This is a genomic window from Nonomuraea salmonea (assembly GCF_042428605.1).
Classification (GTDB): Bacteria; Actinomycetota; Actinomycetes; order Streptosporangiales; family Streptosporangiaceae; genus Nonomuraea; species Nonomuraea salmonea.
This window is the reverse complement of sequence record NZ_JBHMCF010000011.1, coordinates 231,707-255,110: the sequence shown is the minus strand read 5'-3', so window position 1 is coordinate 255,110 and position 23,404 is coordinate 231,707. Positions and strand designations below refer to the sequence as shown.

Annotated in this window: 13 protein-coding genes; 9 read left to right on the top strand and 4 right to left on the bottom strand. The window is 72.9% G+C overall.

Translation table 11 applies throughout. The annotated features are described in order from the left end of the window. Positions 1-49: 49 nt before the first annotated feature. Positions 50-1,432: a glucose-6-phosphate dehydrogenase gene (zwf, locus tag ACFFR3_RS11620; RefSeq protein WP_364377143.1), complete on the top strand. Its 1,383-nt coding sequence runs from the start codon at positions 50-52 to the stop codon at positions 1,430-1,432. Positions 1,433-1,843: 411 nt separating this feature from the next. Further along, positions 1,844-2,197 carry a spore germination protein GerW family protein gene (locus ACFFR3_RS11615; protein WP_345403064.1) on the top strand — a complete coding sequence of 118 codons (354 nt, stop codon included), beginning with the start codon at positions 1,844-1,846 and terminating at the stop codon, positions 2,195-2,197. 243 nt (positions 2,198-2,440) lie between these two features. Here ACFFR3_RS11615 and ACFFR3_RS11610 read toward each other — a convergent pair whose 3' ends face one another. Continuing rightward, on the bottom strand, positions 2,441-3,745 hold the full coding sequence (locus tag ACFFR3_RS11610) for an IS256 family transposase (protein WP_345409750.1): 1,305 nt from the start codon (positions 3,743-3,745) through the stop codon (positions 2,441-2,443). A gap of 297 nt (positions 3,746-4,042) precedes the next feature. Here ACFFR3_RS11610 and ACFFR3_RS11605 point away from each other — a divergent pair, with 297 nt between their 5' ends. Then, entirely contained in the window at positions 4,043-4,615 is a 573-nt protein-coding gene (locus tag ACFFR3_RS11605; protein ID WP_364377147.1) for a LysE family translocator, read from the top strand. 89 nt (positions 4,616-4,704) lie between these two features. Here the strand turns inward: ACFFR3_RS11605 and ACFFR3_RS11600 are convergent, their stop codons facing one another. The 3 genes from ACFFR3_RS11600 to pulA form a co-directional block, all read right to left on the bottom strand. After that, a complete protein-coding gene (locus tag ACFFR3_RS11600) occupies positions 4,705-5,427 on the bottom strand; it encodes a VIT1/CCC1 transporter family protein (RefSeq protein ID WP_364377149.1) in 723 nt (240 codons plus the stop codon). Between the two features lie 733 nt (positions 5,428-6,160). Further along, on the bottom strand, positions 6,161-6,748 hold the full coding sequence (locus tag ACFFR3_RS11595) for a hypothetical protein (protein ID WP_345403073.1): 588 nt from the start codon (positions 6,746-6,748) through the stop codon (positions 6,161-6,163). Between the two features lie 202 nt (positions 6,749-6,950). After that, positions 6,951-9,593 (bottom strand): pullulanase-type alpha-1,6-glucosidase, encoded by a 2,643-nt coding sequence (gene pulA, locus ACFFR3_RS11590; RefSeq protein ID WP_379483083.1) that lies wholly within the window; start codon positions 9,591-9,593, stop codon positions 6,951-6,953. Between the two features lie 173 nt (positions 9,594-9,766). Between pulA and ACFFR3_RS11585 the strand changes: the two genes are divergently transcribed. From ACFFR3_RS11585 to ACFFR3_RS11560, 6 genes are all read left to right on the top strand, one after another. Further along, positions 9,767-12,160, top strand: coding sequence for a hypothetical protein (locus ACFFR3_RS11585; RefSeq protein WP_364377155.1), 2,394 nt, complete (start codon positions 9,767-9,769; stop codon positions 12,158-12,160). A 58-nt stretch (positions 12,161-12,218) separates the two neighbouring features. Continuing rightward, positions 12,219-14,321: a hypothetical protein gene (locus ACFFR3_RS11580; RefSeq protein ID WP_364377157.1), complete on the top strand. Its 2,103-nt coding sequence runs from the start codon at positions 12,219-12,221 to the stop codon at positions 14,319-14,321. 63 nt (positions 14,322-14,384) lie between these two features. Continuing rightward, the gene (locus tag ACFFR3_RS11575) at positions 14,385-17,777 is read left to right on the top strand and encodes a phosphodiester glycosidase family protein (protein WP_379483082.1); all 3,393 of its coding nucleotides are present in this window, start codon (positions 14,385-14,387) and stop codon (positions 17,775-17,777) included. Between the two features lie 115 nt (positions 17,778-17,892). Continuing rightward, the gene (locus ACFFR3_RS11570) at positions 17,893-19,038 is read left to right on the top strand and encodes an amidohydrolase family protein (protein WP_364377161.1); all 1,146 of its coding nucleotides are present in this window, start codon (positions 17,893-17,895) and stop codon (positions 19,036-19,038) included. 80 nt (positions 19,039-19,118) lie between these two features. Next, on the top strand, positions 19,119-20,495 hold the full coding sequence (locus ACFFR3_RS11565) for a M20 metallopeptidase family protein (RefSeq protein WP_379483081.1): 1,377 nt from the start codon (positions 19,119-19,121) through the stop codon (positions 20,493-20,495). Between the two features lie 69 nt (positions 20,496-20,564). Continuing rightward, a complete protein-coding gene (locus ACFFR3_RS11560; RefSeq protein WP_379483080.1) occupies positions 20,565-23,387 on the top strand; it encodes a glycoside hydrolase family 2 TIM barrel-domain containing protein in 2,823 nt (940 codons plus the stop codon). Positions 23,388-23,404 lie beyond the last annotated feature (17 nt).

Genomic DNA, 23,404 nt, shown 5'->3' with positions numbered 1-23,404 from the left:
ACCGGCCCCGACACCGGCCCCGACCACTCCGACCGCCACAGCGGGTGCGGTGTCAGGCGAGGAGCCCGGTGCGGCGGGGGCGCTGGTGCTGTTCGGCATCACCGGCGACCTCGCCCGCAAGATGCTGCTGCCGGCCCTCTACCGCCTGACCGCCGACGGCCGGCTCGACCTGCCGATCATCGGCGTCGCCAGGACCGACCTCGACCTCGACGGGCTGCGCGAGCACGCCCGCGAGGCGTGCGGTGGGCCGCACGACGCCGCGTTCGACAGGCTGGCCGGCAACCTGCGGCTCGTCGCAGGCGACTACCGCGACCCCGAGACCTTCACCCGGCTGGCCGACGAGGTCCGGGGCAAGGGCTTCCTCGTCCACTACCTCGCCGTGCCGCCCGCCCTGTTCGCCCCCGTCGCCGAAGGGCTGGCCGGGGCGGGCCTCAACCACGACGCGCGGCTGGTCGTGGAGAAACCGTTCGGCCACGACCTCGGCTCCGCCCGCGCGCTCAACGACCAGCTGCTCCAGCACTTCGACGAAGACCACCTGCGCCGGGTCGACCACTTCCTCGGCAAGGAGCCGGTCGAGGACCTCCTGGTCTTCCGGTTCGCCAACATGCTGCTGGAGCCCATCTGGAACCGCTCCTACATCCGCAGCATCCAGATCACCATGGCCGAAGACTTCGACGTACGCGACCGGGGCGCCTTCTACGACGCCAACGGCACCGTCCGCGACGTCGTCCAGAACCACCTGCTGCAGCTCCTCGCCCTCCTCGCGATGGACCCGCCGCCGTCCACCGACGCCCGGGCCACGCTCGACGAGAAGTGGCGGGTGCTGCGGGCGGTGCAGACCATCGACCCGGCCGACGTCGTACGCGGCCAATACACCGGCTACCTCGACACCGACGGCGTGCGCCCCGGCTCCACCACCGAGACCTACGTCGCCCTGCGCGCCTACATCGACAACTGGCGCTGGGCCGGCGTGCCCTGGTGCATCCGCTCCGGCAAGGCGCTGCCCACCACCGACCTCGAGGTCGTCGCCGAGCTGCGCCGCCCGCCGGTCACCATGTTCAGCGACGCCCACGCACCCGGCAGCCCCAACCTCATCCGCTTCCGCCTGCAACCCGACGCCGGCGTCACCTTCGACGTCCTGGCCAAGGAGCCCGGCAAGCAACGCACCCGCCCGGTGCCCGTCAGCGTCGACTTCACCAAAGAGCTCGGCCCGATGGACGCCGCCTACGAACGCATCATCGCCGACGCGGTCAGCGGCGACCCCCGCAGGTTCGCCAGGTTCGACCTGGTGGACGAGTCCTGGCGCATCGTCCAGCCCCTCCTCGACCTGCCGGAGCCACCCTTGCCGTACGACCCCGGCACCTGGGGCCCCGCGCCGGCGGCGGACATCGCCCCGGGCGGCTGGCACAAAATCTCCACCACCTTCGACTGACCCACGACTTCAACCGAACCACGACGGGGCGCACCGCGCACGGGCTCACCTCGCAGGGGCCGTCCGCAGGGGGGCCGTCCGCACGGGGGCCGTGCGTGCGCGGGCCGTGCGTGCGGGGGCCGTGCGTGCGGGGGCCGTGCGTGCGGGGGCCGTGCGTGCGGGGGCCGTGCGTGTCTCGGGCCGTGCCGTGCCGCGCCTTCCGACAAGTGCCGGCGCCCCCTGACGGGTGCTGGCTGGCAACCCCAAGAGGCGGCCGCGCACGAGGGCCGTCCGATCGAGGGCCGTGCCGTGCCGCGCCCTCCGACACGTGCCGGCGCCCCGGACGGGTGCCGTCTCGTTCGCCCCAAGGGGCGGTCGCTCGGCGGTGAGCAGCGTGTTCGACGGGGCGACGTCCGGGGGTGACGATGGGGTATGGACCTCATAGAACTGGTCGAGAAGTCGAAGGACGCCGCGACGGTCAGCCGGGTCTTCGGCGAGCCCGTCCGGCACGGCGACATCGTCGTCATCCCGGTCGCCAGGGTCGCTCAGGGCGGCGGCGGAGGGCACGGCCGGGGCACGGGTGAGAGGGGCGACGAAGGCGGCGGCAGCGGCGGCGGCTTCGGCTACAGCGCCACCCCTGCCGGTGTCTTCGTCCTGAAGGACGGCGAGGCTCTGTGGCGCCCCGCGATCGACGTCAACCGCATCGTCATCGGCGGCCAATTCGTCGCAGTAGTCCTGCTCCTGACCCTACGCTCGATCTTGAAACGCCGCCGTCGCAAGCGCTGACCCCACACCCCCGCCGCCCACTCTTCAGGAACGCCGGCTTCGCGGTGACAGGCCCGCACTGCCACCGCGACCGGCCAAACCGGACCCCGCCCACACAGGCAGCCTCCGCCCCCCACTCCGCTCTTCAGCCGAACAGGCCCACCCATTTCGCCGAAGACCGGCGAGACCCGCCTCCCGCTTCGAGGTCGGCGATGCCGGTTGCCTGGGTCTGTCCAGATAACGATGTATCTCGATCTTGATTAGTTATCGGGTGGTCGGGGTCAAGCGGCCTTCGAAGGTGATGGCGAAGGCGTTCAGGGCGGCTTTCCAGCGGGTGATCCAGCGTTTGCGGCCCTTGCCGGTCGGGTCCAGGCTCATGATCGCCATGTAGACGCACTTGAGCGCGGCCTGCTCGTTCGGGAAGTGACCGCGGGCCTTGACCGCCCGCCGGATGCGGGCGTTGACCGACTCGATGGCGTTGGTCGAGCAGATCACCCGGCGGATCTCGGTATCGAAGTTGAGGAAGGGCACGAACTCGGCCCAGGCGTCTTCCCACAACTTCACTATCGCCGGGTACTTGCCGCCCCAGACCTCGGCGAACTCGTAGAACCGCTCCAGTGCGGCGGCCTCGGTCGGGGCGGTGTAGACAGGCTTGAGGGCCTTGGCGATGGCGTCCCAGTGCTGGCGGGCGGCGTATCGGAACGAAGCACGCAGCAGGTGCACCACGCAGGTCTGCACGATGGCCTGGGGCCAGACCTGCTCAATAGCCTGCGGCAGTCCCTTGAGGCCGTCGCAGACCACCATCAGCGCGTCCGCAACGCCGCGGTTCTTGATCTCAGTGAGCACATGCAGCCAGAACTTCGCGCCCTCGCCGCCGTCGCCGGCCCACAGACCAAGGATGTCGCGCTCGCCATCGACGGTGACGGCCATCGCCACGTAGATGGGGCGGTTGGCGACCTGGCCGTCACGCAGCTTGACGTGGATGGCGTCGACGAAGATCACCGGGTAGACGAGGTCGAGGGGCCGGTTCTGCCATTCAGCCATCCCGTCCAGGACCTTGTCGGTGATGGTGGAGATGGTCTGCTTGGACACCTCGGCGCCATAGACCTCGGCCAGGTGCGCGGAGATCTCGCCGGTGGTCAGTCCCTTGGCGGCCAGCGAGATGACCATCTCATCGACGCCGGACAGGCGGCGCTGCCGCTTGCGTACGATCCTCGGCTCGAAGCTGCCGTCCCGATCGCGCGGCACGGTGATCTCGACCGGCCCGACGTCGGTGATGACGGTCTTGGACCGGCTGCCGTTGCGGCTGTTGGTCGTCTCGCCGCCGTTGCGCTCGTGCTTGTCGTAGCCGAGATGGTCGGTGATCTCGCCTTCCAGGGCGGACTCCAGCACCAGCTTGGTCAGCCGGCCCAGCAGCCCGTTCTCACCGACCAGTTCCACTCCCTCGGCGCGGGCCTGGTCGACCAGTCTGGCCACCAGCTCCCGGTCCGTCGAGTTCTCGGGCTTCTTGCGCGCCACTGCGGCGTCCTCCAGGTCGATCTCCGTCGATGCCTGGATCACAGTACTCATCAGGGTGTCCTCCATGATCAGGAGTTACACCGTTGTTCTTACAGTCCCGGTTGCCTTTCCGAGGGTTGGTCAGGTCGGACCCGATGTTCGGGGCTCGGTGAGGTGGGTCCCGTTGCCTTCCGGCGGGGTGATGCCGGCTTCCCTCATCGGAAGTTGGACTGGCCGGCTTCGTTGGTCCGGGGTGGGTGAAGGAGGCTCGGCAGTGGGTGGGGGTTGGTGGAGGGGAGGTCGTAGGGTGGGCGGGTGACGGCTTTGGGGCAGGTTGTGGCTTTTGGTGGTGTGGTGGTGCTCGGGGCGATGTCGCCTGGGCCTGACTTCGCGGTGGTCGTGCGGCGTTCGGCCGTTTCCGGTCGCGTGCACGGGATGGCCGCCGCCTCTGGAATCGCGGTGGGTGTCTTCGCCTGGGTGGTCGCCGCAGCCACCGGGGTGGCCGCGCTGCTCGCGGCATCCGCCGCCGCCTTCACCGTCGTCAAGGTGGTCGGCGCGGCCTACCTGCTCTATCTCGGCGTACGGTCGCTGCTCGCGGCCTGGCGCGGTGGCGGCACCCTGCGGCTGGACGTCCCGGACGCGGGCGGGCGGGGGCCCGGGGCCGCGTTCATGGAGGGCTTCCTGACCAACGTGCTCAACCCGAAGGCCGCCCTGTTCTTCGTGGCGCTGGTGCCGCAGTTCCTCGGCGCCGGGGCACCGGTGGTGGCGCTCTCGGCGGCGGCGCTGGTCGGGACGGTCGCCTGGTTCCTGGTGGTGGCCAACGTGGTGGGAGCCCTGCGCAAACTGTTCGCCCGTCCGGGCGTACGCCGCGCGGTGGACGCCCTGACCGGCGTGGCCCTGGTGGCTCTGGGCCTCAAACTCGCCACCTCCACCCGCCCCTGACCGCACGACGCGAACGCGCGGTGTGCTGCGTTCGCGCGTTCGCGTGGTGCGGGGGCGGTGTCGTTAGCCCAGCCCGTACGGCTCACGCGTCAGGCGATGGCGACGCCCAGGAGGTGGCCCAGGCCGAAGGTGACCGTGGCGGCGCCGACGCCCAGGGCGAGTTGGCGTAGACCCCCGAGCCACCATGGGCGGGCCGTCAGGACCGCCACGACCGCGCCGAAGCCGAACAGGGCGATCACGCTCACCAGCAGCGCCACCATCAGCCCGGACGCCCCGAACAGGAACGGTGCCAGCGGCACCAATGCGCCGGCGGCGAAGGCGCAGAACGACGAGCCGGCGGCCACGTACGGGGACGGCAGGTCGTCGGGGTCCACGCCGAGCTCCTCGCGGACGTGCACTCGCAGCGCCTGCTCGGGGTCGGCGGACAGGCCGTCGGCCACCCGTTCGGCCAGCTCGGCGTCGAGGCCCCGCGAGCGGTAGAGCGCCACCAGCTCGGCGCGTTCACCGACCGGGTTGCGGGCCAGCTCGCGGCGCTCGACCGCGATCTCCGCCCGCATCAGCTCGGTCTGGGACTTCACGGACGTGTACTCGCCGGCCGCCATCGAGCACGCCCCGGCGAACAGCCCCGCGAACCCGGCCAGCACCGCCCCCTGCCCGGCCCCCGCCGCGCCGACCACTCCGGCTATCAGCGCGAAGTTGGACACGAGCCCATCCATCGCCCCGAACACCGCCGGCCGCAGCCATCCACCGGTCACGTCCCGGTGGGTGTGGTGCTGCTCGGGAGAGTGCGGACGAGCGAGCTCGATCGTCATACGTTTTCCTCCGATTTCGGATCTCTCATGAAAAATGTGGCATATGCTCCACAAGATCCGCAACGAAGGCGAGCCTTGCCTGACCTGCGGTGTTGACGGGCTTTCCGGCGTTCTGTGCTCGCCCGGTCATGGACGGTGACGCCGCTCCGACCGTCTCTCAACGACCGCTCCGATCGTCTCTCGGCGACCGGTCGGACCGTCTATCGACGACCGGTCCAACCGCCCGTCGGCGACCCTCGGACGGTGCCGGACGGCCCTGCGAAGGTGCCCGATGCTCACAGGCTGCGGGGTGGGTATCGCAAAGCTCGACGAGAGAGCGCAAGTCAGCGATTCGCGCGGGAAAGGATCAGTGGGCGGCGGGTTCACGAGCTGATCAGTGATTGGCGGAACTCGTCCGAGAGGTGATCTGAGCCGTGGCGATTGCTTGATCTTCGGGCGCGAACTCCGATCTCATGACCTCCCCTCGCCCCGCCGGGTTCCTGATCTCGGGCGTAGGAAAGGCCAGAACCGTCGATGGGAATGCAGGCCGATGGCCTGCCTTGGTGCTGTCGCCGCAACCAACGAATGCGCTGTCGGCCACCAAAGGGCGTGAAGTCACGACGCGCCGCTGGCGAATTCGGAGTCCGACGTGTGCGACGGCGCAGTGGCTCTGCCGGCGGTGGTGGGCCGCGGCCAGGTGTCGGGCGCGGGGGATGCCCCCGCACCCGGAGAACGAGGCTGCGGTCCTGACGTGTCAGGCGTGGGCTGGGGCCGGTGCCGGAGCTTCAGTCGTGGCGGGGTGGATGAGGGTGGCGCATTCCTCGATGGTCTCCTCCAGCAGCCTGCGGAGCAGGGCGTCCGGGTCCGGGATGCAGGCCTGGACGATGCCGACCACCGCCAGCTGCACCGCGTTCGGGGCGGCGTAGCGGCGGAAGCCCTTCTCCGTGATGCGGGCGGCGCGGCTGAAGCGCCGGGCCTGTTCGGCCGCGTGCGGGACCTCGGCCATCGCGCGGCGGCTGCGCTCGCTCATCCGCCCGGACGGCGCCCCGTCGAGGCGGGCCAGCATCTCCTCGGCCGCGAGCACCGAGACGGCCAGCGCGAGCTGGCGTTCGGCGGCGGCGACCGGCAGGGCGGTGGTGGCGCAGCGCAGCGCGATGTGCGCGTCCACGCGCAGGTCGTCGCTGTTCAGGCCGATGATGGACGGTACGAGATGGACGAGTTTGGCCCGGTTCTCGTCGTCGGTGTTGTCGTTGACGAGCCTGGCGAGCGCGGCCAGCAGCGGATGTGTGCAGGCCGGGTGGTCGCTCCAGCGCTCGCCGGCCAGGTAGGAGGCGAGTTCCATGAAGCAGGCACCGCGTTTCGGGTTGCGATGCCTGCCACGGGAAAGGACCGGCAGGTGATCAAGGTGATTGTCCACGGGTGCTCCACTGCTCCACGCGATCGCCGTCTATCCAGTCTGCGCCGTCGTGCGGCTCATTGCCAGTGATGCGATGAACGTTCCCTCTACCCCGTACAGCCACACTCCAACGCGGACGAACCACCCTTTACGGCTCCACGAAGACGGCGACCGTGCGGGCCGGAACGGTCAGCATGCCGGTGGACGGGTCGTACGACGACGACCGTACGACCGGATCGGCCGACTCCGCCTGGACGGGATGGAGCGTCACGGGCGACGCGGCGGCCTGAGCCTGAGGTGACGGCGTGGCGTTGAAGACCACCGTGACCGACCGCCACCGCTCGTCCAGGCCCGAGGTGTCGATGCGCATCGTGATCACCCCTTCGGCGGACTCGGGGAACGTCAGCCGCCGCCGCACCTCCTCGGCCGTCCCGAGCGCGAAGGCCGGCGTCGAGGACCGGATCCGCAGCAGTTCGCCGACCATGGCGCGGGCGGCCCTGATGTCGGCGGGACCGGGCCGCAGGGAAGGGTCGGCGAGCAGCGGGCGGGCGTACGGCCAGCGGGCCTCGTTGTCGCGCCGCGGCGGCAGCCCGGCGCCGAAGCCGTTGCCCTGCGCGCAGTCCCACAGCAGCCGGTTGAACCAGTCGCCGGAGTCGTAGGAGTTGCGGTCGAGCGACTTCGAGCGCAGCCGTTCGCTGCCCGCGTGCAGGAACGCCATGCCCTGCGCCAGCAGCACCACAGCCAGCGACAGCACCTGCATGCGCACCCGGTCGGCCATCGGCGTGTTCTGCGGCAGTTTGTAGGCCAGCGCGTCGTACAGGGTCTCGTTGTCGTGCGCGTCCACGTACGCGACCGCCTCGCCCGGCGCGGCGGTGTACCCGGCGGGCATGCCGTTGTACCAGACCTCCGAGCCCGCCCGCCCGGACGGCAGCACGTAACCGGCCAGGGCGCCGGTGAGCCCGATCCTGATGAGCTCGCAGTAGCGCGCCAGCCGCTCGCGCTGCTGGTCGGGGCCGCCGTTGACGGGGGCGCCGTTCGGCGCGCCGGCCAGGCCCGAGCCGAAGCCCTGCACGCGCGGGTCGGCGTCGAAGGGGGCGCCGCCGCGCACCGCGTCGCGCAGCCGGTCGTTGAACGTGGCGATGGCGGTGCCCGCCAGGTTGGCCTGGGTGGCCTGCACGAACCGGGCGTCACCGGCCACCTCGCCGAAGCTCCACCCCTCCCCGTACAGGATGATCGACTTCCCGTCGACCCCGTCGGCGGCGGGCGTGAGCGCGTCGAGCGCGCGGCGGACGGCGAGCAGGTTGGACTTCGGGTGGTGGCCCATGAGGTCGAAGCGGAAGCCGTCGACGCGGTAGTGGCGGGCCCAGGTGACGACGGAGTCGACGACGAGCTTGCCCATCATGAGGTGCTCGGGGGCGGTGTTGGCGCAGCAGGTGGAGGTGGCGAGCGAGCCGTCGTCGAGCAGCCGGTGGTAGTAGCCGGGCACGATGGGGTCGAGCACGGCGGTGGAGTGGGTGTGGTTGTAGACGACGTCCATGACGACGCGCAGCCCCGCGTCGTGCAGCGCGGCCACCATGGCGCGGAACTCGCGGACGCGGGCGTCCGGGTCGGTCGCGTACGAACCCTCCGGCACCGTGTAGTGCAGCGGGTCGTAGCCCCAGTTGTAGGAGTCGTTGGCGGCGGTGCGGGCCACGATCTCCTGCTGCCGCTCGGAGTCGGGCGGCAGCGCGGCCAGCTCGCCGGCGGGAGGCTCGGTACGGTCCTCGCGCCGCTCTGGGATGGTCGCCACGTCGAAGACCGGCAGCAGGTGCACGTGCGTGACCCCGTCGGCGGCCAGGGCGCGCAGCTCGCGCGTCCCGTCGGAGTCGAGGGCGAAGGCCGCGTACGTGCCGCGCAGCTCCTCGGGCACGGTCGGGTCGGCGGCGGAGAAGTCGCGGACGTGCAGCTCGTAGATCACCGCCCGGTGCTGCGGCACCGGCGGCGGCGCGGCGCGCCGGTCCCAGCCGGGCGGTTTGAGCGCCGCCCTGGTCAGGCAGACGATCCTGCTGCGCCGGCCGTCGGCGGTGACGTCCACGCCGTACGGGTCGGTGACCTCGTTCGTCACCACCGCCCCCGCTTCGGGCGAGTAGACGGTCACCAGGTACGTGTACTCCAGCCCCCACCACGCGGGCGGCCCGTGCACCGTCCACACGCCGGTCTCGTCGTCGCGCCGCATGCGGTGCACCCGCCGCCCCGCGGGGCCGTACAGGGCCAGCTCGACCTTCCGCGCGGTCGGCGCCCACACCGCGAGCTTCGGGAACATCCTCCCCGAAGGCCCCAGCACGGCGTCGGCGGCGGCCGCGTACAGGTCGTCGAGGACGCCGGGCAGCTGCACGCCGGTGACGGCCTCGACCCGGCCCTCGGGATCGCGCCGCACGGCCACCACCTGGCCGCGCAACGCCTCAGGGACGAGGTCGGCGTCCTGCGGATCCACCTTGTACGCCGGATGCCCGGCCAGGTGCGGCCACCTGACGCGCTGCTGCCCGGTGAGCCTGCCCGCCATCAGCCGGATCAGGCAGGCTCCGCAGTCCTGCTCGCCGTGGCCCCACGGCACGTCGCCGGGGTGGAAGACCAGGAACGCGCCCTCCTGGCAGGCCGGCTCGCCCGGCCACACCACCGTGTCGCGGTCGATCCAGTGCGCCCTGGCCTCGCTGAGGCGCCCGTCGTCCCCCTCGGCAGGGCGCTCCTGCGGCGCTTCCCTGTCGTCGCGTCTGCGAATGATGTCTCTCAGGCTCTCCGCCCCCTCGCCCATCGGGCACCCCCGCACCCCCGTACGGACGCCACAGCGTCCTCGTTCCCACCTGAGCGGCGGTGAAGCGAAGCGCCCCGGAATACTCCTCTTTGCCATGTTTGCCGCAGCGTGACCATGGCCGTAAACACGACGAGTATTTGACCAATCACAGTAAGTGATTAGATGCTGGGTTGGTGGACGGTTTTCTCGACGAGACCTACGACGGTGTGACCGAGCTGCGCGTGCACGGCGTCTCGGGCACGCCGCCGGCCGGCATCCTCGCCCATCCCCACCCCAGGCTCGTCGCGGGCGACGGCACCACCGGGTTCTATCGCCGCTGGTGGGAGGGCGGGCCGCCGGCCGGAGAGCACGCCGACGTGCCGGGGGTGCGTCACCGTGAGGCCTACGCGTGGGGCAACCTCACCTCCGGGGGCCGGGCCATCGCGCTGTGGCTGCTCCTGCTGCCGTTCTCGCTCGCCAACCTGGCCTACTTCATGCTCCCCAGACCCGCCGGGGCCAGGCGGCTGCGGCACGTGACCGAGGCGGGGCAGCGGCTGTTCGCGCTGCTGCTCACCGGCACGCTGGTCGGCGCGGTCACCCGGGTCGGCGTCGATCTCATCGGCTGGCAGTGCACCGCTTCCGGCCGGGCCTGCGCCGCCGACACCGCGCCCGTCTGGGTGCGGTGGCTCGCCGTCCTCTGGGGCGACGAGCCGTCCAGGCGGCTGGCGGTCACGTCGCTGCTGCCGCTGGCGCTCGTGGTCCTGCTGTGGTGGCTAGCCCGGCGCACGTGGCGCCGCGACGAGAACACCCGCCCTCCGGACGGTCCGGCGACCCCACCTGCGGCCGGCGTCCCGGCTCCGCGCACCCAGACGGACGACACCCCACCCCCCGCACCGGCCGCGGGGGAGCGGCCGGGTGATGCGCGGGTGAGGGAGCGGCCGGGTGGTGGCGCGGAGCCAAGGGTGGAGGAGCGGCCGGGTGGTGGTGTGCGGCCCGGCGGCGGGGTGCTGTTGGGGAGGCCGAGGCTGTGGCATGGCGGGGCGCCGGTGTGGCGGCTGCGGGTGGTGCATGTGGCCTTCGCCGTCGCCTCCATCGGGGTGGCGGTGGTGGCGCCGTTCGCCGGTACGGCCTTGGGGCTCGTGCTGACCGTCGCCAATGCGGCGATCCTGGTCGCCGCCGTCGTGCTGGTGACGTTGCCGTGCATCGCCCGCCGGGTCGATCCGCAGGCGGGGCGGCGTACGCCGGTGCTGCTCGACGCCGCGTGCCGGGCGTTGCGGGTGGCGGCGCCGGTGGTGTTCGTCGCCACGGCCGGCGCCGCGCTGGCGGGTCTTGAGCCGGGTGACGGTGGCACGCTCGCCTGGCAACTCCCCGGCGTCGGCATTGGAGCGTTCCAGTACGCGCTCACCGTCGGCCTCGGGCTGTTCCTCCTGATCACCACCTTCGCCCTGGCCCGCGCCGCCAAGGACGAGGAGGGCGGGCCGCGGGCGATGGCCGGGATGGCGGCCTGGTTCGTGCTCATGGTGGCCGTGGGCGCCGCGAACGTGCTGGCGCTCGGCCTGCTGTTCTGGACCGCCGCGTTCTTGGGCGTCCCCGGCACCGCCGCGGAGCCCGGCCCGCTGGGGCGGGCGCTGCTGATCGACGACTCCGCCTGGTGGACGGCGGCCCTGGTGCCGCTGCTCGCGTTCGGCCTCCTCGCGCTGGCGGGCGTGCTCTGGCTGATCAGGAAGGCGGCGGCGGCCCGGCTGGCGCCCGAGCTGAAGCCCTACTACGGCGAGCGTGACGACGCGGAGACGGTCGCGAGCGCGTGGGCGCTGGCCGCGCTCACCGACCGGGCCGGGCTGGTGCTCGGCGTGCTCACCGCGCTCGGCGCGGCCGGGTCGGCGGTGGTGACCGTGCTGCACCGGCTCGGTCCTTTCACCCCAGGAGGCGGCGTCTCGGGCATGCTCGCCTCGGCGGGCGGCTGGGTCATGGTGGCGGCCGTGGTGACGCTGGTGCTGGTCGGGCGGCGTACGTACAGCGACGCCCGGCTGCGCAGGACGATCGGCATCCTGTGGGACATCGCCACGTTCTGGCCGCGCGCCATCCACCCGCTCGCGCCGCCCTGCTACACCGAGCGGGTGGTGCCCGAGCTGGTCGCCAGGGTCCGCAGGCTGGCCGCGAAGGACGGCGACCAGGTCGTGCTGTCGGGGCACAGCCAGGGCAGCGTCATCGCCGCCGCCGTGGTGCTGCAGCTCGATCCGCAGGCCCGGCGGCGCGTGCGGCTGCTCACGCACGGCTCGCCGCTGCGCCGCCTGTACGCCGCCTACTTCCCCGCCTACTTCGGCGGCAGGGAACTGACGGCGGTACGCGAGGCGGTGACGTGGTGCAACCTCTACCGCCTCAGCGACCCCATCGGCGGCCCCGTCTTCCGCCGCGTCGACCCCCTGGCGGGCGGCGAGCAGGACGCCGTCGACCGGTTCTGCTGGGACCCGCGCAGGCCCGGCCCTGGCGAGCCGCTGCCCGAGGCCCGGCGGCACACCGCGTACTGGCTGGATCCGCTCTACGACGAAGCCCTGACCAGGCTCATCACCGTCGAGCGCGCCGTCTGACGGTCCCGCACTGTAGGGTGTCCCGCGGTCTGGAGTCGGTGAGCCATGGGGGCTGACGGTGCGGTGGGTGCTCTTCCTGGTGGTGCTGTTCGCGGGGTTATGGGTCACGCCCCCCGCCGATGCCGCCCCGGAGGGCGGCAGGGTCGCCTTCATCGGCGTGCCGGGGCTGCTCTGGGACGACCTCGACCCGCGTGACACCCCGCGCATGTGGGAGCTGGCCGGGCAGAGCGCGCTCGGGTCGCTCTCGGTCAAGGCCGTCGGCACCGTCACCTGCCCGTACGACGGGTGGCTGAGCGTGTCGGCGGGCGTGCGCCAGGCCGTCGACCGCCGCTGCGGCCTGCCGCCCGAGCCGATCGCGCAGGGCGCGGGCGCCGTCGTGCCCGAGGTGCCCGAGCTGCGCGCCACCACCAACGGCATGTACGCCGGCGCGCTCGGCGGCGCCGTGCACGCCGCGGGCCACTGCACGGCCGCCGTCGGCAGGGGCGCCGCGGTGGCGCTGGCCGACCAGCAGGGCAGGGTCGACCTCTACGCCTCCGAGCCCGCGGGGCTCTCCGACTGGACGCGCTGCCGGGTGCTGGCCGTCGACGTCGCCGCGCTCGTGCAGCCGTACCTCGAAGACGGCAGGCTGCCGCAGGAGCCCGAGGTGATCTCACCCGAGCAGCGTCGCGAGCTGGCCCGCCAGGCCGACGCCGAGGTCGGCGCGGCGCTCGACCGGCTGCCCGCGGACACCGAGGTCGTGCTGGCCGGCATCGGCGACCACGGCTCGGTGCCGCACCTGCGCGCCGTGCTGTGGCGGCGGGCGGGCACCGACGCGGTCACCGGCGAGGCCGGGCCGTCCATCGGGGCCGGTTCCACCATGCGCGACGACCTCGTGGTGCTGCCCGACATCACGCCCACGCTCCTGGGCGCCGCGGGCATCACGCCGCCGTCCGGCGTCGTCGGGGTGCCGTGGCGGCTCGGCGACCCCGTCACGCCCGCCGACCTGGTCAGGGCCGACGTGGCGGGCACCTCCGTACGCGGCATGACCGGCTGGTTCTTCACCGCCTACGCGATCCTCCAGGTGGCCTTCTACGTGGGGGCGTACCTCCTGCTGTCGAAGCGTCGCAGGCTCGGCCTGGTCGGGACCGTCGCGGTCGTGCCGGCCTGCGTGCCCGTCGCGACGTACGCGGTGAACGTGCTGCCGTGGGACCGCAGCCCCTACCCGGTGGCGACGCTGATCGGCGCGGTGCTGGCCATGACGGCCACGATCGCCGCCGTGGCGCTGCTCGGCCCGTGGCGGCGCGACCCGCTCGGCCCGCCCGCCGCGGTCACCGCGATCACCGCGGCCGTGCTCGTGGCCGACCTGCTGACCGGCACGACGCTGCAGTTCAACAGCCTCATGGGCTACACCGCCGTGGTCGGCGGGCGCTTCTACGGCCTGGCGAACATCCCGTTCGCGCTGCTCGTCACCTCCGTGCTCATGTGCTCGGCGATCGCCGCCCAGCATCTCGTACGCGCCGGGCGGCCGCGCGCGGCCGTGGCGGGGGTGGTGGCGTCCGGCGTGGTGGCGATGCTGCTGGCGGGCTGGCCCGGCGTGGGCAGCGACTTCGGCGGCGTGATCGCGTTCGTGCCGGGCATCGCGGTGACCGCGCTGCTGGTCGCGGGCCGCAAGGTGTCGCTGCTGAAGCTGGCCGGGTTCTGCGTGCTCGGCGGGGTGGCCGTGTCGGTCATCGCCGTCCTCGACCACCTGCGCCCGCCGGCCGCGCAGACGCACCTCGGCAGGTTCGTGGGGATGGTGCTCGACGGCACGTTCCTGCCGATGATCGCGCGCAAGCTGGGCGCCATGCTCAACACCCTGCTCTCGCCCAACCTCATGCCGATCGTCATGGCCGGGCTGATCTTCCTGATCTTCGCCGTGCTGCGGCCCGGCAAGGTGAGCGCGGGCGTGGTGCCGCTGGCGTTCGAGCGGCTGCCGATGCTGCGCGCCGGGCTGCTCGGGGCGCTGGCCAGCGGCGTCGTCGGCATGCTGGTCAACGACTCGGGGACGGCGGTGCTGTCCATGGTGGTGGCGCTGGCGGTGCCGCTGGTGCTGCACGCGGGCGTCCGGCTGCCGGAGCTGGCGGGGCAGGAGGAGGAGCCTCCGGGGGACACGGTGGGGGAGCGTGTGGCCACCAAGATCTGAAATTTTCTTTTAGTTCATGTCAAAGCCTTGAAAGTTATAACCACGAGCGATTGCATTCGGGGCGTGCAGACCCTCCGATTGCTGGCCGCCGCCGCGCTCGTGTTAGCCCCCGTGGCCATCAGCGCGCCCGCGCAGGCCGATCCCGTCTCTCCCGCAGAGGACGCGTCCCAGGCGTCGTCCTACCCCGCCTCCTCCACGCTGCTCGCCAAAGCCTCCGAAGGCCGGCGGCTGGAGACCGCCAAGACCACCCGGCCGGTCGCGCCGGGCCTCTCCCTGACCTCCTTCGACACCTTCGACGAGCTCGGCTGGCTGCGTGCCGACGCCGTCACCGCCGACCTCGGCAGCGTCAAGGCCGACTACGTCTTCTCCGGCGAGGTGTCCAAGACCGAGCCGCTGTCCGGCCCGGCCAAGCGCTCGCGCGCGGTCGCGGCCGTCAACGGTGACTTCTTCGACATCAACAACTCCGGCGCCGCCCAGGGCATCGGCGTGCAGAACGGCACGCTCGTCCAGTCGCCGATCGCCGGCCACGAGAAGGCCGTCGCGATCTCCGGCGACGGCGTCGGCCGGGTGCTCGCGATGTACTTCGAGGGCACCGCCACCCCCGCCGGCGGCGCGCCGATCACGCTGACCCAGTTCAACCAGATCGTCCAGCGCGACGGCGTCGGGCTGTTCACGCCGCTGTGGGGCTCGTACACGCGGGCCCGCGCCGTCGAGGGCGCCACCGCGGTCGCCGAGGCCGTGCTGGTGGACGGCGTGGTCTCCGAGGTACGCGACGCCGCGGGCAGCGGCCCCATCCCGGCCGGCAGCACGATCCTGCTCGGCCGCGACGCGGGCGCCACCGCCGTGGCCGCGCTCCAGCCCGGCGACAAGGTGGAGGTGAAGTACCAGCCCAAGCCATCCGACGGCACGTCCGTCAAGGCGGCCGTCGGCGGCAACTGGGTGCTGCTCAAGGACGGCGTGGTGCAGAACTCCACCGACACCGCCGCGCACCCGCGCACCGCGGTCGGCTTCTCCGCCGACGGCAGGAAGATGTACCTGCTCACCGTGGACGGCCGCCAGGCCGACAGCCGCGGCGTCACCCTGAACGAGCTGGCCGCCATGATGAAGGAGCTCGGCGCGGCCGACGCGCTCAACCTCGACGGCGGCGGCTCCTCCACGATGCTGGCCCGCGAGCCCGGCTCCGCCGACGTGCAGGTGGAGAACAGCCCGTCCGACGGCGGCGAGCGCCACGTGCCCAACGGCCTGGCCCTCTACGCGCCCGAGGGCAGCGGCAAGCTCAAGGGCTTCTGGGTGGAGACCGCCTCCGACCCGGCCAAGGCGCCCGGCGCCGCCCCCGTCGGCGGCGGCCGTCCCGACCGCGTCTTCCCCGGCCTGACCAGGCGGCTGACCGCGGCCGGCTACGACGAGACGTACGGCCCCGCCGCCGGCACCCCGTCCTGGCGCGCGAAGCCGGCCGTGCACGGGGTCGTCCGCGACGGCCGCTTCCACGCCCTGCTGCCGGGACAGACCACGGTCACCGCCGCCCGCGGCAAGGCCAAGGGCGAGATCGAGCTGACCGTGCTGCAGCCGCTGGAGCGGCTCGGCGCCACCGCCGACCGCGTCGGCATCGCCGGCCAGGACGGCACGGCCGCCTTCGGCGTCGTCGGCTACGACCGCAACGGCAACTCCGCGCCCATCGAGCCCGCCGACCTCAAGCTCTCCTACGACAAGAACCTCTTCGAGGTCACCGCCGCCGAGCACGGCTACTTCACCGTCAAGGCGCGCCAGGCCACCGGCTCCGGGCTGATCACCGCCAAGGTCGGCAAGCTCAGCACCGCCGTGCCGGTGACCGTCGGGTTCGAGGACAAGCAGGTCGCCGACTTCGAGGACGCGGCGAAGTGGACGTTCGCCGCAGCCCGCGCCACCGGCTCGCTGTCGGCCGCGCCCGGCCACGACGGCGGCGGGCTGAAGCTCTCCTACGACTTCACCACCTCCACCGCCACCAGGGCCGCCTACGCCGCCCCGCCCGGGGAGCTGGTCGTCGAGGGGCAGCCACAGGCGTTCGGATTGTGGATCAACTCGACCGGCAAGGGCGAGTGGCCCAGCCTGGAGTTCTACGACGGGCTCGGGCAGTCGCAGATCCTGCGCGGGCCGTACATGACGTGGACCGGCTGGCGCTACGTCGAGTTCCCGGTGCCGCCGGGCGTCAACTACCCGCTCAAGCTGCGCCGCTTCTACGTCGCCGAGACCAAGGCCGACGCCTCGTACACCAACGAGATCATGATCGACGGGCTGGTGGCCAAGGTGCCGCCGTCGGTGGAGGCCCCGGCCGCGCCCAAGGTCGCCGACCCGGTGGTCAGGGCGGACGTGGCGGACATGCCGTGGCGGTTCGCGGTCATGTCGGACGCGCAGTTCGTGGCCAGGGACCCCGACAGCGACCTGGTGAAGAACGCGCGGCGCACGCTGCGCGAGATCAAGGCCGCGAAGCCGGACTTCCTGATCGTCAACGGTGACCTGGTGGACGAGGCGTCACCGGAGGACTTCGCGCTGGCGAAGAAGATCCTCGACGAGGAACTCGGCGGGACGGTGAAATATCACTACATCCCGGGTAACCACGAGGTGATGGGCGGCCAGATCGACAACTTCAAGGCCGTCTTCGGCGACACTTACCGCACCTTCGACCACAAGGGCACCCGCTTCATCACGCTGGACACCTCGCGCCTGACCCTCAGGGGCGGCGGCTTCGACCAGGTGGCGATGCTGCGCGACCAGCTCGACCAGGCCGCGAAGGACGCCTCGATCGGGTCGGTCGCGGTGCTGTTCCACGTGCCGCCGCGCGACCCCACGCCGGGCAAGGGCAGCCAGCTCGGCGACCGCAAGGAGGCCGCGCTGGTCGAGGACTGGCTGGCCGCCTTCCAGCGCGAGACCGGCAAGGGGGCCGCGTTCATCGGCGGGCACGTCGGGACGTTCCACGCCGAGCACGTGGACGCGGTGCCGTACGTCATCAACGGCAACTCCGGCAAGAACCCGGCCACCGCGCCCGACGACGGCGGCTTCACCGGCTGGTCCCTCTGGGGCGTCGACCCGGTCAGCAAGGCCGAGGCCGAGCTGGTCAGGCGGAGCTGGTTCACCGACGCGCCCACCTGGATCGGCACGCAGGTGCGCCCGCACGTGGACGAGCTGACGCTCACCGCGCCCGCGAGCGTCGCGGTCGGCAGGCCCGCCGCCGTCAGCGCGTCCGTCGTCCAGGACGGCCGGACGGTGCCCGCCGCCTACCCGGTGTCGGTCACCTGGTCGGGCTCGCCCAACCTGCACGTCGGCGGCCGCGCCTCGGCCAGGCCCCGGCACGTCGCCGTCCTCGACCCGGCCACCGGCACGCTCACCGCGCTGCGGCCCGGCCAGGTCACGGTGGCCGTCACCGTCAACGGCGTCACCCGCCAGGCGACGGTGGCCCTGACCGCCAGGGCCGCCGCCTGATCTTCCCCTTTCAGCGGGCCCCTGGGAACGTCTCCCGGGGGCCCGCCCCTGTGTTGGGGGCCTCGGCGGGCGGGTACGAGATCGAATCAGCGCCGTCTGATCGGGAGGACCGGCGATGTCGATGGAGCTCGAAGTCGTGCCCGCCGGGCTGGCCCGCGTGCTGGAGGAGCTGCCGCTGGTGGACCACCACGTGCACGGGGCCACCTCGCACGACCTGTCGCGCACCGCGTTCGAGGAGTTGCTCGGCGAGTCCGACCGGCCGGTGCCCGACTGGATGACCCGCTTCGACTCCCAGCTCGGGTTCGCCGTGCTGCGTCACTGCGCGCCCGTGCTCGGCCTCGAACCGTTCTGCCCGCCGGAGGAGTACCTCGCCAGGCGGGCCAGGATCGGCGCGCACGAGGCCAACCGGCTGCTGCTCGGCGCGTCCGGCGTCGGGCACTTCCTGGTCGAGACCGGCTACCGCGCCGAGGAGCTGCTCGGCCCCTCCGGGATGGCCGAGGCGAGCGGGGCGCCCGCCGACGAGGTGGTGCGGCTGGAGAGCGTGGCCGAGCAGCTGGCCGCCGCCGGGTGCGGGGCGGGGGAGTTCGGGCGGCGGTTCGCCGAGGCGTTGTGGGAGCGGACCGGGGACGCGCGCGGGCTCAAGACCGTCGCCGCCTACCGGTGCGGGCTCGACTTCGATCCGGCGCCGCCGTCCGCCGACGAGGTGGCGGCGGCGGCCGGGCGGTGGCTTGAGGAGGGCGGGCGGCTGCGCGACCCCGTGCTCGTCCGTCACCTCATCTGGACGGGACTCGAACGGGGGCTGCCGCTGCAGTTCCACATCGGGTACGGCGACCCCGACATCGACCTCAAGCGGTCCGACCCGCTGCTGCTGCGCGGGCTGATCGAGCTGGCCGAGCCGACCGGGGTGCCGTTGCTGCTGCTGCACTGCTACCCCTTCCAGCGGCACGCCGGGTATCTGGCGCAGGCGTACCCGGCGGTGTTCTTCGACGTGGGGCTGGCGCTCACCCACGTCGGGGCGCGCGGTTCCGCGCTGCTGGCCGAGAGCCTGGAGGTGGCGCCGTTCGCGAAGATCCTTTACTCGTCCGACGCGTGGGGGCCCGCCGAGCTGCACCATCTCGGCGCGTTGCTGTGGCGGAGGGGGATGGCGCGGGTGCTCGGGGAGTTCGTGCTGGAGGAGGAGTGGTCGGTGGCGCAGGCGGTGCGCGTCGCGACCATGATCGGCGCGGAGAACGCGCGCCGCGTGTACGGCCTGGGCGGCTGACGTTCCTTTGGGGACGGGTATGGGACGGCCATAAGGGCACGTATGCGGACATTGCACATTTTCGATGGAGAGGAGAGACGGTGACGGGGGCAGCACGAGCGGCCGGGAACGGACATCGGGCGGCGGGGCTGGAGGCGGCGCTGCGGGCCGCCCTGCGGCGGGAGCTGCCGGCGGCCGTCGCCCTGCGCCGCGAACTGCACGCGGCGCCCCGCGTGTCCGGGCAGGAGGGGCCGACGCTCAAGCAGGTGCTCGACGCGCTGCCCGACGGTCTCGTCGAGCACGTGGCGGGCACCGGAGCCGTGCTGCGCGTCGGGGGGCCCGGCGCCGCCGTGGGGGTGCGGGGTGAGCTGGACGCGCTGCCGATCGTCGAACGTACGGGCGTGCCGTGGGCCGCCACCAACGGCGCCATGCACGCCTGCGGCCACGACGTGCACCTGGCCGCCGTGGTCGCCCTGGCCCGCGCCGTCGCCACGGTCGCCGCCGGCGGCCCGGCGAAGGCCCGGGAGGTCCTGACGGAAGCCGCCGCCCAGGGCGCCGCGGAAGCGGTCACGGACGCGGACCCCGCCGGCGGATCCTCCGCACGCCCCGCCGCCACCGGAGTGGTGGAGGAGGTCGCCGAGGCCGCCATGGCAGGGGCCGCCGAGGCGGTCGCCGAGGTCGTGGGTGGGGCGGAGCCGATGCCCTTGCTGGTGGTGTTGCAGCCGCGCGAGGAGACGTACCCGTCGGGGGCGCAGGACGTCGTGCGGTCCGGCGCGCTGGACCGGCACGAGCTGCGGGCGATGGTCGGGGCGCACGTGCAGCCGGTGCTGGAGGAGGGGACGATCGCCTGCACACCGGGGCCGGTCAACGCGTCGTCCGACGAGTTCAGGGTGCGGGTCACGGGAGCCGAGGGGCACGCGGCGTACCCGCATCTGACCCGCGATCCCGTGCTCGCGATGGCGCAGGTGATCGTGGCCGCGCAGCAGCTCGTCAGCCGGGCCGCCGACCCCATGGTGCCGACGGTGGTGACGTTCGGGACGGTCACGGCGGGCACCACCCCCAACGCCGTGCCCGGCGAGGCGCTGGCCACCGGCACCCTGCGCACGATGTCGGAGAGCTGGCGCGAGGAGCTGCACGTCAGGTTCAGGCAGGTGATCAGGGACACCGCCCGCGCGTACGGCTGCACGGCCGACGTCGAGATCCTGCCCGGCGAGCCGATCCTCATCAACGACCACGACCTCGCGCTGCGCGCGGGGGAGCGGCTGCGGCATGAGGGGTGGACGGTGTCGGACGAGCTGCGTTCGTGCGGGGCCGACGACTTCGCCAGGTACGGCGCGGTGGCGTCGTCGCTGATGATGTTCGTGGGCGTGGACACGGTGGCCGGGCTGCACAGCCCCCGGTTCCTGCCGGACGACGAGGCGGTCGGGGCGGTGGCCGAGGCGCTGCTGGCGGGTTACCTGGCCGCCTCCGGCCCGTGACCCCCGTACAGTCCGGACGAAGGACCCCATCGCTGACGAAATCTCCCCCAACCTCTAGGCTCAGCGGCGATGGATCTCGAAACCTTCACCCCCGGCTCGGGCCGGCTCGCCCCCCGCGCGGCCCTCCACTCCGACGCCCCCGCCATCAGCCTCAACGGCACGTGGCGCTTCCGCCTGTCGCCGGCCGCCGACGTCCCCGAGGACTTCACCGCCCCCGGCTACGACGACTCCGGCTGGGACGACCTCCCCGTCCCGTCCCACTGGAACCTGCACGGCCACGGCGCCCCCGCCTACACCAACGTCTCCTTCCCCATCCCGATCGACCCGCCGCACGTCCCCGGCGAGAACCCGACCGGCGACTACCGCCGCGTCTTCGAGCTGCCGGACGGCTGGCAGGGCGGGCGGCAGGGCGGACGGCAGGGCGGGCGGCAGGGCGGGCGGCTGCGGTTCGAGGGCGCCGAGTCGTTCGCCCGCGTCTGGCTCAACGGCCACGAGCTGGGCTTCTCGACCGGCAGCCGGCTGCCCGTCGAGTACGACGCCGCCCCCTACCTGCGGCCCGGCCGCAACGTGCTGGCCGTACGGGTGCACCAGTGGTCGGCCGCCACGTACCTGGAGGACCAGGACATGTGGTGGCTGCCCGGCATCTTTCGCGACGTCACGCTCACCCGCTCCACCGCCGACGTGTACGTCCGCGCGGACCACCGCGACGGCCGCGGCGTGCTCGCCTACCTCGAAGGTCCCGGCCCGCTGAGCATCCCCGAGCTGGGCGTGACCGGCCTGGAGCCGGGCGGCGAGATCACCGTCGAGGCCGAGCCGTGGACCGCCGAGACCCCCCGCCTGTACGAGGCCGTCGTCGCCGGCGACGGGGAGACCGTGCGGCTGCGGGTCGGGTTCAGGACGATCTCCATCGAGGACGGCGTGCTGCTCGCCAACGGCAGGCCGCTGCTGCTCAAGGGCGTCAACCGGCACGAGTTCCACCCGGAGCACGGCCGGGCGGTGCCGTACGAGACCATGCGCGAGGACGTGCTGCTGATGAAGCGGCACAACGTCAACGCGGTCAGGACCAGCCACTACCCGCCCCACCCGCGCTTCCTCGACCTGTGCGACGAGCTCGGCCTGTGGGTGATCGACGAGTGCGACCTGGAGACGCACGGCTTCTGGGAGGTCGGCTGGCGCGCCAACCCCACCGACGACCCCCGCTACGCCGACGCGCTGCTCGACCGCATGCGCCGCATGGTCGAACGCGACAAGAACCACCCCAGCGTCATCATGTGGTCGCTCGGCAACGAGGCGGGCGTGGGCCGCAACCTCGCCGTCATGGCCGACTGGGCGCGCGAGCGCGACCCGTCCAGGCCGCTGCACTACGAGGGCGACCGCTCCTGCGCCCACACCGACGTCTACTCCCGCATGTACGCCTCCCACGCCGAGGTCGAGCTCATCGGCAAGCGCGAGGAGGACCCGCTCGACGACCCCGAGCTGGACGCGCGCCGGCGCACGCTGCCGTTCCTGCAGTGCGAGTACGCCCACGCCATGGGCAACGGGCCCGGCGGCCTCGCCGAGTACCAGGAGCTGTTCGAGCGCCACCCCCGGCTGGCCGGCGGGTTCATCTGGGAGTGGATCGACCACGGCATCGCCCACCCGGTCCACGAGTACGCCTACGGCGGCGACTACGGCGAGCCCGTCCACGACTCGAACTTCGTCATCGACGGCCTCGTCTTCCCCGACAGGACGCCGTCGCCCGGCCTGACCGACCTGAAGAAGGTGTTCGAGCCGGTCCGCTTCACGTTCGACGGCGATGACGTCGTGCGGGTCGTCAACGGGTACGGCTTCCGCGACCTGTCCCATCTCCGGTTCACCGCGACCGTGCAGGTGGAGGGCGAGACGGTGACCGAGCACGTGCTCGGCGTGCCGGCGGACGGCGGCGAGGTCGCGCTGCCCGGCGCGGGCGGCGGGCCCGAGGGCGAGCGGTGGCTCACCGTACGGGCCGAGCTGGCCGAGGACCAGCCGTGGGCGCCGGCCGGGCACGAGGTCGCCTGGGGCCAGACCCGGCTTGCTGCGGCCACACCCGCGCCCGCGTCCCGCACGACCGCGTTCACCAGGGACGGGCTGATCACCGCCGGCGACTGCGCGTTCGACGCGTCGGGGCGGCTGGTGCGGCTGTTCGGGCTGGAGGTCGAGGGGCCCAGGCTCGGCCTGTGGCGGGCGCCCACCGACAACGACCGCTACGGCGGGCTGGAGGGCCGCTGGCGGGCGCTCGGCCTGCACCGGCTCACCCACCGCGTGGACGAGGTCAGCGTGGGCGACGAGCTCGTCGTACGGACGCGGGTCGCGGCGGCCGCCACCGACCTCGGGATGCGGGCGACCTACAGGTGGACGTACGACGGCGGGCTGCGGCTGGCCCTGGAGATCGAGCCGGAGGGCGAGTGGCCGGGGCCGATCCCGCGGCTCGGCGTCGACATGACGCTGCCCGGCGCCGCCGTGGACCGGGTGACCTGGTTCGGGCCGGGGCCGGGGGAGTCGTACCAGGACACCGGGATGGCCGCCCGCGTCGGCCGCTGGTCGGCCACGGTGGAGGAGCTCCAGACGCCGTACGTGTACCCGCAGGAGAACGGCCACCGCGCGGACGTCCGCTGGGCCGTGCTCACCGGCGAGCAGGGCGGGATCCGGGTGTCGGGCGAGCCCGCGTTCGGGCTGACCGCGCGCCGGTGGAGCGCTGCCGAGCTGACCGCCGCCCGGCACCGCCCCGACCTGGTGCCGGGCGACCGCCTGCACCTCCACCTCGACCTCGCCCACCAGGGCATCGGCACCGCCACCTGCGGCCCAGGCCCCCTGCCCGCCTACGACCTGCACCCCCAACCGGCCACCCTGCGCCTCCGCTTCACCCCCGCGTGAGGACGCGCCCATGAGAA

Excerpts from the sequence above, each read along its gene's own strand:
- ACFFR3_RS11595 (WP_345403073.1), bottom strand. The coding sequence starts at position 6,748 with ATGGAACTCGCCTCCTACCTGGCCGGCGAGCGCTGGAGCGACCACCCG.
- pulA (WP_379483083.1), bottom strand. The coding sequence starts at position 9,593 with ATGGGCGAGGGGGCGGAGAGCCTGAGAGACATCATTCGCAGACGCGAC.
- ACFFR3_RS11615 (WP_345403064.1), top strand. The coding sequence starts at position 1,844 with ATGGACCTCATAGAACTGGTCGAGAAGTCGAAGGACGCCGCGACGGTC.
- ACFFR3_RS11605 (WP_364377147.1), top strand. The coding sequence starts at position 4,043 with ATGTCGCCTGGGCCTGACTTCGCGGTGGTCGTGCGGCGTTCGGCCGTT.
- ACFFR3_RS11600 (WP_364377149.1), bottom strand. The coding sequence starts at position 5,427 with ATGACGATCGAGCTCGCTCGTCCGCACTCTCCCGAGCAGCACCACACC.
- ACFFR3_RS11570 (WP_364377161.1), top strand. The coding sequence starts at position 17,893 with ATGTCGATGGAGCTCGAAGTCGTGCCCGCCGGGCTGGCCCGCGTGCTG.
- ACFFR3_RS11610 (WP_345409750.1), bottom strand. The coding sequence starts at position 3,745 with ATGAGTACTGTGATCCAGGCATCGACGGAGATCGACCTGGAGGACGCC.
- ACFFR3_RS11560 (WP_379483080.1), top strand. The coding sequence starts at position 20,565 with ATGGATCTCGAAACCTTCACCCCCGGCTCGGGCCGGCTCGCCCCCCGC.